The following is a 14,067-nucleotide window of genomic DNA, read 5'->3' as shown; positions in this document are numbered from 1 at the left end:
GACCCAGAGCTAATGTAGACTGAGACAATCACTCGATGGCGATAGCGCTCAGGTGAGCCAGCCGCGAGGAGCCCTGCCGGACCCGGACCCCATCCGCTCCAACCTCGTCGCCGTGAAGGTCACGGTGCGCTGCCCACGCCGACGCCGACTGCGTCAATCCTCACAAGGTAACCGTCGATAACCGAACGCGTCTACGGTAACCGAATGTACTTCTTGTTCTCGTCCGAGGGATCTGTCGATGGGCATTCCGGACGAGCCAAAGTTTGAGCCTGTTACCTTCAAAACCCGGTTAGCAACGTCGGATTTGGTATGAAATTCGGAACAAGTGGATTACGGGGCCTGGCGACAGAATTGGCAGGAGCCGCCTCTGCCCTATATGCAACGGCATTCGCGACATTCCTGCTGGAATCCGGCCTGGCCAGAATTGGCGACGAGATACTCATAGGGCGCGACTTTCGCGCCTCGAGTCCGGCCATCGCCGCCGTCTGTGCGGCGGCACTGTCCGCGCTCGGCTTCATCGTAGTCGATTGCGGCGCAGTCCCCACCCCTGCCCTGGCACTGTATGCTCAGGCGCGTAAGAGTGGTTGTTTGATGATCACAGGCTCGCACATTCCGGCCGACCGTAATGGAATAAAATTCTATCGACCCGACGGTGAGATCGACAAGGGTGATGAGCGGGAGATAACGCGCATCGCCTTGCAGTTGGAGAAGCGCGGATACGTCCTTGAAGGTGCTGTTGCACGTCGGCAGCACCGGGAGGCCGAATGCAAGGCCTTTTTCATGGCGCGCAATCGAAAGCTTATGGAGATTAATGCTCTAAAGGGCTTAACGGTGGGCGTATATCAGCACAGCACAGTCGCGCGCGATCTCTTGGTTGACATTCTCTCATATCACTGTGCTACGGTCGTAACCCTGGGACGTTCGGAAGGTTTCATTCCTGTCGACACTGAAGCGGTCTCTGACGAGACTGCTCAACAGTTCAAGCTCTGGGCCAAAGAGCATCGGCTTGATGCGGTCGTCTCGGCAGATGGCGATGGTGACCGCCCACTGGTAGCTGACGACCACGGAGACCCCCTTCGCGGTGATTTGTTAGGCCTGATTACGGCGAACTTCCTGCAAGCAAAGGCAGTCGTCACGCCGGTCACATCAAACTCTGGTATCGAGACCGCAGGTTCTTTTAAAGTCGTGCGTACCAAGGTTGGATCGCCATTTGTTATTGCTGCCATGCTCGATTTGGTTGCGTCGGGTCACGAGCGCGTGGTTGGTTTCGAAGCAAACGGTGGTTTGTTGACCGGCACGGACTTTGACCCGAACGGAACTAAACTGCCAGCGCTACCTACACGCGACAGTTTTCTCCCCATCCTCGCGGCACTTTCCCTTGTTAGTACAAGTGGGCAGCCACTGTCGGAGATTGGCAGTTCCTTTCAATTGCCGGCAGCGGCGGCGGATCGCTTGGAAAATTTTTCCGTCGAAAGCAGCACTCGCCTCATGACATACCTTCGTACAGCGGAAACTAACATCGCCGCCTTCGTCGGGTCGATTGGAGTGGTAAGCAAGGTTAGCGATGTTGACGGACTTCGTATCACTCTCGCGGATAAGCGTGTCTTGCATTTGCGTCCATCCGGAAATGCCCCGGAAATGCGGTGCTACGTCGAAGCCGAAAATCGGGAGGACGCGGAGCTTTTGCTCCGGACTGGATTGGATCGAATTCGTAATTGGACGCAAGGCTAAATAAAAGCCGCCTCCCTGCGTATTCCAGGTGACCCTCGGGGTCGCACAAGCTACTCAAGCGCGATCAGAACGTCCACAGTGTCCCGGCCCCTGTCCGCTTTGAAGCGAACCGGAACGCCCGTGGAAACAGCCGATCCGTACCAGCCACGGAGCATCCGGTAGCTCATGGTCAAGGCAGCGCCTTCCGGTAGCGAACAGCCGGTCCCGCACTGACCGCCTGCGCCGCATGTACGATGGCGTTGGTGTCCAGGCCGTGGTGACGGTATAGGTCCGCAATAGTCCCCGTCTGGCCGAACTGCTCGACCCCGAGCGCCTTCACGCGATGCCCGTTAACCCCACCGAGCCACGCGAGCGTCGCCGGGTGGCCGTCGATCACGGTGACGATGCCGCAGTCACGCGATAGCGGCGCGAGCAGCCGCTCGATATGACTCAGGGCGCCAATCGCGCCACGCTGCCGGGCACGTTCCGCCGCCTGCCAGCCCGCATTAAGCCGGTCCGCGGAGGTGATCGCGAGCAGCCCGACATCGCGCCGGTCCTCCGCCAGAAGACCCGTCGCGGCAATCGCCTCCGGTGCGACGACGCCTTGATAAGCAATGACGACACTCGCGTTGGGCCCAGGCGGACGCAGCCAATAGGCGCCATTGACGATGTCCCGCGCGAGCGCCGGGTTCATGTCGCGCAGCGGCTGCTCGAGCGGCCGGGTTGACAGGCGAAGATAGACCGATCCTCCGGTCTGATCACGCAGCCACGTCGTCTCATCCGGATCCCCCTCGCCATTACGTTGCATGTAATCGAAGGCAAAGCGCATGATCACGGACAGTTCGTCGACGAAGGCCGGTTCGAAGGCGCAAAGCCCATCCTGCGCCATGCCGATCAATGGGGTGCCGATCGACTGGTGTGCTCCGCCCTCGGGCGCTAGCGTCACGCCCGAGGGCGTTGCGACCAGCATGAAGCGCGCATCCTGATAGCAGGCGTAGTTTAGCTGGTCGGCCGATCGGTAGATGAAGGGATCATAGACTGTCCCGATCGGCAGCAGGCGCACGCCATTGATCGAGTGCGAGAGACCGAGCGCCCCGAGCATGATCATCAGGTTCGACTCGGCGATCCCGAGCTCGAGGTGCTGCCCCTTCGGCCCAAATTCCCAGGTAAAGGTCGACGGAATGCGTTCGGCCTTGAAGGTGTCCGCCATGGTCTCCCGGGCGAAAAGGCCGCGCCGGTTGACCCAGCCACCGAGATTGGTCGAGACCGTCACATCGGGCGAGGTGGTGACAATGCGGTCGGCAAGCAGACTGCGCTCGCGTGCGATGTCGTTCAGGATCTGGCCGAACCCCATCTGGGTCGAGAGCGGCTTGCCGGGCTGCCCCGGTGACGGAAGGGTTTCAGGCACCGGCACCGACGGCGCAGACAGCCTCCTATGCCCCTCACTGAAGAACGGCGCCTTTGCGAAGAAGGCGTCAAGTTCCGCTTCCGGCAAGGTGGCGGCCGCCCATTTGTCCCACTCCTCACCCCGCTTTACGCCCATTTGCAGGCGGTAGTCTTCCATCTGCGTGGGCGTCATCTGCCCCGCGTGGTTGTCCTTGTGTCCGGCAAGCGGCAGACCGTAGCCCTTGATGGTGTAGCAGATGAAGCAGACGGGACGGTCATGCCTGGACGCCGCCTCGAAGGCTTCGAGGAGGCTCGGCATGTCATGCCCGCCAAGGTTCGTCATCAACGCCTGCAACTCGTCGTCGGAGCGGCGTTCGATCAGAGTGGTGACCGGCCCTTGGTCTCCGATCTCGTCGAGCAGCCGCTTGCGCCAGGCAGCACCCCCTTGGAAGGTCAGCGCCGAATAGAGCTGGTTCGGACAGCGCTCTATCCACTCGAGCAGCTTCTCGCCCCCCGGCTCGGCAAAGGCAGCCTCTTGCAGAGCCCCGTGGCGCAGGACCATCACATCCCAGCCGAAGTTGCGAAAAATCTGCTCGAAACGCTGCCAGAGGCCCTCCCGGATCACGGCGTCGAGCGACTGGCGATTGTAGTCGACCACCCACCAGCAGTTCCTGAGCCCGTGCTTCCAGCCTTCGATCAGGGCCTCGTAGATGTTGCCCTCATCCATCTCGGCGTCGCCGATCAGGCTGACCATTCGGCCCTCGGCACGCTCCTTCATCCAGCCGTGACCCGAGACGTAGTCCTGCACCAGCGACGAGAACAGCGTCTGAGCAACGCCGAGACCCACCGACCCGGTCGAGAAGTCGACATCGTCGACATCCTTCGTCCGCGAAGGGTAGCTCTGCGCGCCCTTGTAGCCGCGGAAGTTCATGAGCTTTTCGTGGGTCTGGTTGCCCGCCAGATACTGAAGTGCATGGAAGATCGGCGCCGCATGGGGTTTGACCGCCACCCGATCCTGCGGGCGCAGGACCGAACCGTAGAGCGCGGTCATGATGGTACTCAGCGACGCGGACGAGGCCTGATGCCCCCCGACCTTGATCTCATCGCCCTCGCGGACGTGGTTGGCGTGGTGGATCGTCCAGGCTGCGAGCCAGGAGACGCAGCGCTCGATCTCGTGCAGATATTCCAGTTTCCTCGTCATTCAGTTTCCCGCAAATCAGCTGCCGGTCTCACAGGACCCCCGCCCAAATGGTCAAAGATCGAGTTTCAACACACCTGTCGCGCGCGACACGCAGGGGATGAAGCGGTGGCCGCGTGCCTCCTTGGACAGGACGGCATCCCGATGGATCGGCTGTCCCGCCAGCATTGCGCATTCGCAGGTCCCGCACACCCCGTTCTCACACGAGGCCATCAACGGCACACCGGCCGCACGCAAGGCGGCCAGTGCCGTGGTCTCAGCCGAAACCTCAACCACCCTGCCCTCAGCCAGTTCTATGACGAACGGTTCCGGTGGCGCGCCATCAAACTCGGGAGGCTGGAAAGTTTCGAAATGAACAGTACCCTCGGGCCAGTGTTGAGCCGCGCGCCCCACAACCGCCATGAAGCCAGGCGGTCCGCAGTAGTATGTCTGCGCGTCGTCCGAACGGTTCGCCAGCAGCGCGGCGATGTTCTGCCGGGTCTGAGGCTCGTCGTCGAAATAGATCCGCACATTGCCGCCAGGAAGATCGCTCCCGATCGCCGCCAAGAGTGGCGTGAGCGCCCGGCTGCGGGTGAAATAGTGCAACTCGAAGGGCTTGGCCTGCCGGGTGAGCGCGCGCGCCATGGCCAGAATCGGGGTGATCCCGATTCCCCCTGCCAGCAGCAAAGTCGGCCCCTCGCCTGGCTTGAGCGCAAAATGGTTGCGTGGCGCGGAGACAGGCAGTGTGGAGCCGACGGCAATGGTTTCGTGGATCCAGGCCGAGCCGCCACGGCCGTCATTCTCGCGCTTCACCGCGATGGTGTAGCGGCCAAGCTCGGTCGGGTCGCCGCAAAGTGAATACTGACGCACCTTCCCTTCAGGCAGATGGACGTCGACGTGAGAACCCGCTTCGAACGCCGGCAGCACAGGTTTGCGTGGGTGTTTCAGGTCGATGACCAGCACGTCGCCCGGCTCCTTGCGGGCGGCGGTCACGGTCAGCTTCATGATGATGCGCGGCGAGGCCATGGCGTTCACTCGTCGATGGGCAAGATCAGATCACCGGGGCGGATCACGCCCCCGACCTCGATTGTGCAGTTCAGGCCGGAGCGGTTCAGAAGCCCCTCGTAGAGACCCGGAAGCCCGAGCAACTCCTCGATATACTTGCACGGCACATTCATCCGGGCGGCCCTGAGAATCGTTTCCCCGACCCGGAAGCGTTTGCCGACAAGATGGCTAAGCGGAACGCCTCGTGTCGTCAGATTGCGCCGGTGATCTTCGGGTGCGAGCTTGGCCTTGAAGCCCGGAATTCTGGGTTCGCCCTGCGCGATGGCGTCCAAGACTTCAGCTTCGATCAGCGTCACTTCGCGAACGTCAGGACGCGCGGAATAGGTCCCCGTCCCCAGGTAGTAGCGGTCTCCGACAATGCCTTGGCCGGCAATAAGCTGCGCCTGCGCCAGCTCCTCCATTTCATAGGAGGCGGCAGGCGCGATATGGACGTGAAGCAGCTTTCCTCGCCAGGTCATCATCGCTCTCGGAAATTCGTCTCGTGGAAACCTGCTGCAAAACTGGCCTGATCAACAGCGCCAGTTGCATGGCATTTTCCCGGTCCAGTTGGCTGTTTGGAAAGAAATACGGGGGGCCCTCGGACCGTTTTCAGCGCCAGCTTTCGGCGTCGCCCCGTCTCAGTTGTTCCGCGCCGGCATCGCGTCTTGCACCTGCTTGACAACCTCTCGCAGGACCTCAACGCCCTTCCCGATCTGCCGAATGCTCAAGGCGGCATAGCCCATGACAAGTCCGACGCGATCGGTGCGGCCTTGGTCCGATGGCCGTTCGTAGAGCGGCGAGATCAGGTGTAGCCCCAGGCCAGCGTCGCGGGCGGATTCGACCAAGGCCGTTTCCCGCGATCGTGGCAGGTCATTGAACCAAACCGCGACGTGCAGTCCCGCATCTGCTCCCTGGACAGTGATGCGATCCCCGAAGCTGTGCTGCAAGGCACCCAACAACGTTTCCCGACGCTCGCCGTTCAGCCTGCGCACACGGCGCACATGGCTTTCGTAGCCGCCGCTCTCGATCAACGATGCCAGCGCTTCCTGTTCAGCGACCGGCGAATGCCGGTCTGCGAATTGTTTGGCGGTTGCGAAGACCTCCTGCAATTCGGGCGGGACGACGAGGTAGCCGATGCGCAGCATCGGCGAGAGCGTTTTGGAGATCGTGCCGAGGTAGACGACAGCCCCGTGGTCCTCGAGACTGTGCAGCGGAGGGACCGGATTGATGTCGTAGCGATATTCGCTGTCGTAGTCATCCTCGATCACATAGGCGTTGTTGTGCCGCGCCCATTTCAGAAGCTGATGGCGGCGCGCGATCGGCATGACGCCGCCCAGCGGAAACTGATGCGATGGCGTCACATAAGCCAGTCGTGCTCCGATCCCCGCCAGCAACTCGGTCCTCATCCCGTCTTCGTCGACGATGACCGGGATGGGTGAGGCACCCGTACTGGCAAAGACCTGACGCGCCATCCTGTAGCACGGATCCTCGATGACGAAACGGTCGGCGGGATCGAGAAGCAGGCGCGCGCACAGATCAAGGCCCTGCTGCGAACCGTTCACAACTATGATCTGGTCGAGGTCGCAGCTCAGGGTCCGGGCGCGCCAGAGATAGCCCTGAAGCGCCTGGCGAAGCCGGCGCGAGCCGCGAGGATCGTCATAGGCAAGACGCAGCGGGCGCTGCCCCATCGCCTCGTTCATCGCGCGTTTCCAGACCAATGAAGGGAAATCCGACGGCGCGAGATCGCCATAGCGGAACTCGACCTTCAGCCCAGTCGGCAGATAATCTGGCCAGGGTGACGTCGCGCGCAGCCGCTCGCCATATGCGGACAGGTGGATCGGGCCGACCCGTTGCGCGTGAGTGCGCCCCGTCCCATGGCCCATCAACGAAGACGCAACGCGAGGTCGTGCGCCTTGACGGACTTCGATGAAACCCTCCGCAGCCAGTTGCTCATAGGCGACCGTCACCGTGGTTCGCGAAACGCCGAGGTCATTTGCCAGGGCCCGGGAGGATGGCAACTGACTGCCGGTTTCGTAGACGCCGCCGAGGATTTGCTCGCGAAGGGCTTCGTATATCTGGCGTGCACCCATCGCGTGCGAGCGCGCTGCAGACCCGGCACTTGAAGACTGGACCATCTCTTTCATCGCCAACTGGATATTTCACATTGGCCAGGTTGCCGTCAATCTTTCGGAACCCCAAGAGAGATCGCAGAGGCCGAATGACCAGCTCCCATCAATCCGAAACCGATGCTCCCACGGGGTCGCTCAACCGCACCAGCCCCGGATTTGCCACCCGGGCGATCCATCATGGCTACGATCCGGCCGACTTTTCCAATGCCGTCCAGCCGCCAGTGTTCCTGACGTCAACCTATGGGTTCGAAAGCGTGGCAGCAAACGATGCCGCCGCCGCCCTTGGTGGACGGCTCTATGCGCGCGAATACAATCCCACGACCGAGATCCTCGAGCAGCGGCTCGCGAATCTGGAAGGAGCCGAGGCGGGGCTGGTTGTTGCCTCGGGGATGGCGGCCTTCGGCACTCTGATCCTGTCGCTCCTGTCCCAGGGCGATGAACTCATCGTCCACAAGACGCTTTATGCGAACACGCTTGCCATGGTCGAACAGGCGGTCCCCCGCTTCGGCATCAAGGTCGTCGCGGTCGATCTGTCAAATCCCCACAATCTCGATGCTGCGATCACCGAGCGGACGCGGCTGGTTTTCTTCGAGACGCCGGTGAATCCGCTGAGCCGCATCCTCGACATAGCGGCAATTGCCGAGCGCGCTCACGCGCGCGGTGTAAGGGTTGCAGTCGACAGCACCTTCGCCTCGCCCGCGCTCCAGCGACCGCTTGAGCACGGGGCGGACATCGTGCTCCATTCGATGACCAAGTACATCAATGGTCATGGCGATGCCCTTGGCGGGGCGCTTCTCGGCGACGCCCAGACGCTCCGTACGCTGCATGAAACGGGCCTGCGCTACATCACCGGCGCAGCGCTCTCGCCCATGTCAGCTTTCCTAATCCTGCGCGGTCTCAAGACGCTGACGCTGCGTATGGAACGGCACAGCGCCACAGCCCTTGCGGTGGCTCGGGCGCTGGAAGCGCACCCGGCGGTGGCATTTGTGAGTTATCCGTTCCTCGACTCGCACCCTGATCAGGTGACGGCGCGAAAACAGATGTCCAACGGATCGGGCATGTTGGCCTTTGGCCTCCACGCTGGATACGAAGGAGCGCGCCGGATGATGGACCGGCTCAACCTGATCACTCGCGCCGTCAGCCTCGGCGATGCCGACAGCCTCATCTATCATCCAGCAAGCCTCACCCGTGCTCGGCAGCCGATCCGCAAGGATGCCCATTTGGCCGATGGAGTCGGCGAGGATCTCATGCGTCTCTCGGTGGGGCTTGAAGACGCTGATGACCTGATCGCCGATCTGCGGCGGGCTTTGGACGTCTTGTAATGACCTGGCGTGCGGCCACCTCTGCGCTCACACATAGATCTGGAGCCTTGCCATGGCATTCCTGAGCGGTCTTTCCGCGTTCCCCATCACCCCGACCAATCGTGACGGCCGCGTCGATAGCGTTGCCCTGCGCAGGCTGATTGCTCGGCTTGGCATTGCTCAGGTCGATTCCATCGGTCTTCTCGGCAGCACCGGCACATACATCTATCTGTCGCGCGAGCAACGGCGGCGGGCGCTCTCCGAGACCTTGGACCAAACGGCGGGGCAAATGCCGGTCGTGGTGGGTGTGGGCGCGCTGCGCACCGATGAAGCCGTGGGGCTCGCGCAAGACGCCAAGGCCCTTGGAGCAGCTGCGGGTTTGCTTGCCGCCGCCTCCTACACCCCGCTTACTGATGACGAGGTGTTCGATCATTTCTCCACTGTGGCGCGCGAAAGTGGCCTGCCGATCGTCGTCTACGACAATCCAGGAACGACGCATTTCCATTTCAGTCCACCCCTTGTCAGCCGCCTGGCAAAGGTGGCTGGGATTGTCGCCATCAAGAATCCGACAGACAAAAGCGATGCGATCAAGAACCACCTGACCGCCCAGAGGCGCACACTGCCGGAAGGGTTCTCGATTGGTTACAGCGGCGACTGGAACGCCGCCGAGGCCATGATCGCCGGCGCCGACACATGGTACAGCGTCCTCGCGGGCATCCTGCCCGAGGTCTGCATGACGATCGTCACAGCGGCGCAACAGGGCGATGCGGCCGAAGCGCGACGGATCAATGCCGCGCTGGTCCCGATCTGGAGCCTCTTCAAGGAGTTCTCGAGCCTTCGCGTCGTCTATGCACTCGCTGAATTGCTCGACGTTTGCAGTGCCGAACCCCCGCGTCCCATCCTGCCTCTGCCCCCAGCAGCGAAGCGCCAGATCGCCGCCGCGTTGAAAGGTTTGCCATCGGATGCCAGCCGGTGAACAGCAAACCCCGTTCGGCAAGTGAAAGGTATTTACCCGCTCATTTCGAGAACTGATCGAAAACAACGCACTCGGCGTGCTGATAGCCATGGCTGGAGCGGTCTCGACGCCAATCACACCCCCTTCGAACTCGACAATCGACTGCGGAGGTACAGACTGCGCAGGGCACTCCGCCCATGCCGCACCGTTCGCCTTCAAACTAGGAATCGGTGGTTTATCCATTGGAATGGCATCGAGCCGGCGCTTTACTTCCGGCCCGGTGCGCGCATTGAAGCCGGTGCCAATGCCGCCGGCGAACACCAGATTTCCGTCCTCGACATTCGCCAGAGCACGCTTCCCGACCGCCGTAACTGTTGCCGGGTTCGCAGCCGATGACGATGAACTCATCACTCAGCACGCATTTTGTCTCACCCATTCTTGGCGCCGACCGGATCGATATGGACTGACACGCAGCTTGGAGACGATGCCCATCGAGGCCGAACTGGGAGACTTGCGCGAGAATGTCGCTGCCGCCGCTGATCTCGTCGCTCAGAACGATGCCGTTTGGCGGCGTCTCAGCAGGTTAACTAGCGCTTTGCGCCGATCGACGAGTGGCCGATCGCGAAGACCCTCGCCGTCGATCTTGAGCAGGTCGAAGCCGGCAAGCATGGTCCTGACGTCTCCCGCCGCGGCCAAGAGCCCGCTGAAGACTGGGAATGCGCGACAAGCCTTCTGGTCAACGACGAACGCCTCACCGTCTATTATCGCGTCCGAGGCGCCGAGCTCGGCCACCGCCCGGGACGATAGCCGGAAACCTGAGGGTCCAGTCGTGGAGGTTGCGGGTCGAGGTAGGCCCCCATCGATAGTCGTCCCATTTCATTTCGTGTAGCCAATCAGGGCCCTGCCGGACGCGGCCGACCAGCGGTCGATGTTCGCGACGACCCGAATGTCCAGTCTCGTGTAACCCAGCCTAAAGCGGCCTGTCCGCCCAAAAAATGACATTCAGTTGCCTCCAGCCTTTCGACACGACCCACTTCACGATCTCGTAACTCGCCAACCTAGCGGCTTGTTGCTTGAGCTGCGCGTTCCTACGGTGTGGTCGCTAGGCCTCAGCAACAAGAGCTCGGTTGCCAGGCGGGCGGAGGCTCAACGAGATAGCCAGCTCAGGACAAGGAGAGCAAGCAATGGTCGCTTTTACCCTCAATGGCGAGGCGCGAACACTCGACGTCGATCCAGAGATGCCGCTGCTCTGGGCGGTCCGTGACGTCATCGGACTCACGGGAACGAAATTCGGTTGCGGGCTTGCCCAGTGCGGCGCTTGCACGGTTCACGTTAACGGCATGCCGACGCGCTCGTGCCAGACCGCAGTCGGCGACATCGAAGGAGCCTCGATCACCACCATTGAGGGTGTGTCGGGCAAGATAGGCGAAACGGTCCAGGCCGTGTGGGCCGAGTTCGACGTACCTCAATGCGGCTATTGCCAGTCTGGCCAGATCATGTCGGCCGTGGCCCTCCTTACAGAAACGCCTAAGCCGACGGACGATGATATTGATTCGGCGATGAGCGGCAATCTCTGCCGCTGCGCCACCTATCATCGCATCCGCGCGGCCATCCACGAGACCGCCAACCGGCTGGAGACTTGAGGCATGTCGCAGTTTCTCTCGAAGCATACTGCCGTGCGGCCCACGCGCCGCTGGTTCCTCGTCGGCGCGGGCGTCACCACCGGCGGCCTCGCAGTGGGCTACCGGCCAGTGCTGGCCGCGCCCGACATCGCACAAACGACCCCTGCAAAGGTTCAGGCGAACCCCTTCCAGACCTATGTCGAGATCACAAAGGAGAACCGAATCATCATCCACTCCTCGCAGTTCGAGATGGGACAAGGCTCCTATTTCGGCATCGCCACCCTGGTTATGGAAGAGCTCGACGGCGACTGGGCGCAGGTGGACGTGGTCGGCGGATATGGCAATACCGCGTTCTACGGCAATCTCGCCTGGGGCGGGGCCGCACAGGCAACTGGTGGCTCCACGTCGATGAGTTCGTCGTGGGAACGCTACCGCAAGGCGGGTGCTGCCGCACGGGCCTTGCTGGTGGCGGCCGCGGCGCAGCGGTGGGACGTGCCAGCCGGCGAGATCAAAGTCGCTTCCGGGGTCGTGTCGCACGCCTCAGGGATGCAGGCGCGCTACGGTGACCTGGCTGAAGCCGCAGCGGGAATGCCGGTTCCCGACGACGTGCCGCTAAAGCCGCGCGACAAGTGGGCCCAGATCGGATCGGACAGCCTCAAGCGCTACGATTCCGCCGGCAAGACCAACGGCGCGCAGACCTACACGATCGACCTCATGATGGAGGGACTCCAGACGGCCGTTATGATCCATCCGCCGAAGTTCGGCGCCGAGATCGAGAGCTTCGACGCAACCAAGGCCAAGGCACTCGACGGCATTGTCGATGTCGTCCAGACGCCGCGAGGCATTGCCGTGGTTGGCAGGGACACCTGGACGGCGCTCAAGGGCCGCGACCTCGTGGAGGTGACCTGGAACGAGGAGAAGGCCGAAGAGCGCGGCACGGCCGAGATCATGGCCGAATACAACAAGGCAGCAGACGATCTGGGCGCGGCCACCGCGCGCGACGACGGTAACACTCCCGCAGCGTTCGCCAGTGCTGAGAAAATCATCGAGGGGCACTACGAATTCCCCTATCTTGTCCATGCTTCGATCGAGCCACTCAACGCGGCCGCCCGAATCAACGAAGACGGCACCATCGACGTCTGGGGCGGACACCAGATGCCCGACCTTTATCAGGCGGCTGCCGCTCAGGTAGGCGGCACCACGCCGGACAAGGTGAGGCTGCACGTGATGAAGACCGGCGGCAGTTTCGGCCGCCGCGCGGTCTTGGATGCAGATGTCATTATCGAAGCTGTTTCCACAGCGCGTGCACTGGGACGCGGCAAGCCAGTGAAGGTGCAGTGGACCCGCGAGAATGACATGCGGGGTGGGCGGTACCGGCCGGCCTATGTGCACGCAGTCAAGGCGGGGCTTGACAAGAAAGGCAATGTCGTCGCTCTCCATGACCACATCGTGGGCCAATCGGTCTTGGGCGGTTCGACCTCTGCGGCGATGATCAAGAACGGCATCGATCCAACCTCCGTAGAGGGCGCCACCAACCTGCCCTATGCGATCCCGAACCTGAAGGTCGAGCTGACCACCACGGACGTGAATATCCCGGTGCTGTGGTGGCGTTCGGTAGGCTCCACCCACACCGCTTACGCGGTGGAAACCCTGATCGATGAGCTCGCCGCCGCTGCGAACCGTGATCCGGTCGACTTCCGCTTGTCAATGCTCGGTCACCATCCACGGCATGCCGCCGTGCTTAAAGTGGCTGCTGAGAAGGCAGGCTGGGACAAGCCTCTGCCGGAAGGCCGTTTCCGCGGCGTGGCCCTGCATGAAAGCCTCTCGACCTATGTCGCCGATGTGGTGGAGATCACCCTCAACGATGAAAATGGTTTCAAGGTCGACCGCGTCGTCTGCGCGGTAGATTGCGGCACCGCGATAAATCCTGACCAGATTCGCGCTCAGATGGAGGGCGGTATCGGATTCGGGCTAGGTGCGATCCTCCAGGAGGAGCTGACCCTGAAGGGCGGTGTCGTAGACCAAGAGAACTACGATACCTATACACCGCTCAGGATCGAGCAGATGCCGCGAGTCGAGGTGCACATTGTGCCGTCCGAGGAGCCGCCCACGGGAGTTGGTGAGCCAGGTGTGCCGCCGATCGGCCCGGCCGTCGCCAACGCGCTACGGGCGGCGACGGGCAAGACTATCCGCAAGCTGCCGATTATAAAGAACATGTCAGGAATGACACCATGAAACAGCCGCGATGAAGATCGCGCCGTTTTCGAACGCCTCCTGACAGGCGCTCATTTCCATGGGTCAAATTCCGGCGGCTGCCCGCTCCAATATCCGGTTTGGAGACGGCACCCCGTGTTCTGAACGACCACAGACGGGCCTTGGCGCCGGTTCCACTGAAGAACCGCTTTCGAGACGCAAATGCGTCCACTCCATGAAGAGCACAACCGTATAGCACCAGGAAGGCTAGCTACCTCCATCGCTTCGGAGACCCAGGAACCCTCAGAAAACCGAACCTCCCGAGCTCAGAGGCGCTCGTGATCACAATCGCGCTGGTGCGTGGATCATTGTTCAAGGGTTTGTCAATAGGCAGGCGAGATGGCCGATCGACATGATCTTCGCCCGATGCCCTACAAACACAATGCCAGCCGCTGTCACGGAGTCGCGAAGACGAAGGCAATGAGGGTCGACGCCGATACTCATCGTTTGGTTGACAGAGCGCTTGGAATGCCATGCGCTTCACATCGGA

At 61.9% G+C, this 14,067-nt stretch carries 10 protein-coding genes; 5 read left to right on the top strand and 5 right to left on the bottom strand.

What is annotated here, in order from left to right; translation table 11 throughout:
- Window positions 1-309 precede the first annotated feature (309 nt).
- Entirely contained in the window at window positions 310-1,731 is a 1,422-nt protein-coding gene (locus tag X743_RS150875) for a phosphomannomutase (protein WP_023766633.1), read from the top strand.
- 169 nt (window positions 1,732-1,900) lie between these two features.
- On the opposite strand, the gene X743_RS150880 is transcribed toward X743_RS150875, so the two are convergent.
- The 4 genes from X743_RS150880 to X743_RS150895 all read right to left on the bottom strand — a co-directional run bounded on the left by X743_RS150880 (window position 1,901) and on the right by X743_RS150895 (window position 7,461).
- Window positions 1,901-4,297 (bottom strand): transketolase, encoded by a 2,397-nt coding sequence (locus tag X743_RS150880; RefSeq protein ID WP_023766632.1) that lies wholly within the window; start codon window positions 4,295-4,297, stop codon window positions 1,901-1,903.
- A gap of 51 nt (window positions 4,298-4,348) precedes the next feature.
- Window positions 4,349-5,299: a PDR/VanB family oxidoreductase gene (locus X743_RS150885; RefSeq protein WP_023766631.1), complete on the bottom strand. Its 951-nt coding sequence runs from the start codon at window positions 5,297-5,299 to the stop codon at window positions 4,349-4,351.
- Window positions 5,300-5,304: 5 nt separating this feature from the next.
- Window positions 5,305-5,796, bottom strand: a complete 492-nt coding sequence (locus tag X743_RS150890) for an MOSC domain-containing protein (RefSeq protein ID WP_023758446.1) — start codon at window positions 5,794-5,796, stop codon at window positions 5,305-5,307.
- A gap of 159 nt (window positions 5,797-5,955) precedes the next feature.
- Window positions 5,956-7,461, bottom strand: a complete 1,506-nt coding sequence (locus tag X743_RS150895) for a PLP-dependent aminotransferase family protein (protein WP_031257864.1) — start codon at window positions 7,459-7,461, stop codon at window positions 5,956-5,958.
- 74 nt (window positions 7,462-7,535) lie between these two features.
- On the opposite strand from X743_RS150895, the gene X743_RS150900 reads away from it, so the two are divergent.
- A complete protein-coding gene (locus X743_RS150900) occupies window positions 7,536-8,768 on the top strand; it encodes a PLP-dependent aspartate aminotransferase family protein (protein ID WP_023766629.1) in 1,233 nt (410 codons plus the stop codon).
- A gap of 52 nt (window positions 8,769-8,820) precedes the next feature.
- Window positions 8,821-9,723 (top strand): dihydrodipicolinate synthase family protein, encoded by a 903-nt coding sequence (locus X743_RS150905; protein WP_023685525.1) that lies wholly within the window; start codon window positions 8,821-8,823, stop codon window positions 9,721-9,723.
- 528 nt (window positions 9,724-10,251) lie between these two features.
- Here the strand turns inward: X743_RS150905 and X743_RS1000000174120 are convergent.
- The gene (locus tag X743_RS1000000174120; protein ID WP_023766628.1) at window positions 10,252-10,494 is read right to left on the bottom strand and encodes a hypothetical protein; all 243 of its coding nucleotides are present in this window, start codon (window positions 10,492-10,494) and stop codon (window positions 10,252-10,254) included.
- 392 nt (window positions 10,495-10,886) lie between these two features.
- Between X743_RS1000000174120 and X743_RS150915 the strand changes: the two genes are divergently transcribed.
- Window positions 10,887-11,345, top strand: coding sequence for a (2Fe-2S)-binding protein (locus X743_RS150915; protein ID WP_023689394.1), 459 nt, complete (start codon window positions 10,887-10,889; stop codon window positions 11,343-11,345).
- Window positions 11,346-11,348: 3 nt separating this feature from the next.
- Complete coding sequence (locus X743_RS150920) at window positions 11,349-13,559, top strand: xanthine dehydrogenase family protein molybdopterin-binding subunit (RefSeq protein ID WP_023766627.1); 2,211 nt, start codon at window positions 11,349-11,351, stop codon at window positions 13,557-13,559.
- Window positions 13,560-14,067 lie beyond the last annotated feature (508 nt).

The organism is Mesorhizobium sp. LNHC232B00 (assembly GCF_000502435.1).
Classification (GTDB): Bacteria; Pseudomonadota; Alphaproteobacteria; order Rhizobiales; family Rhizobiaceae; genus Mesorhizobium; species Mesorhizobium opportunistum.
Note: the sequence above shows the minus strand (reverse complement) of the source record. Positions and strands in the feature narration are given on the sequence as shown.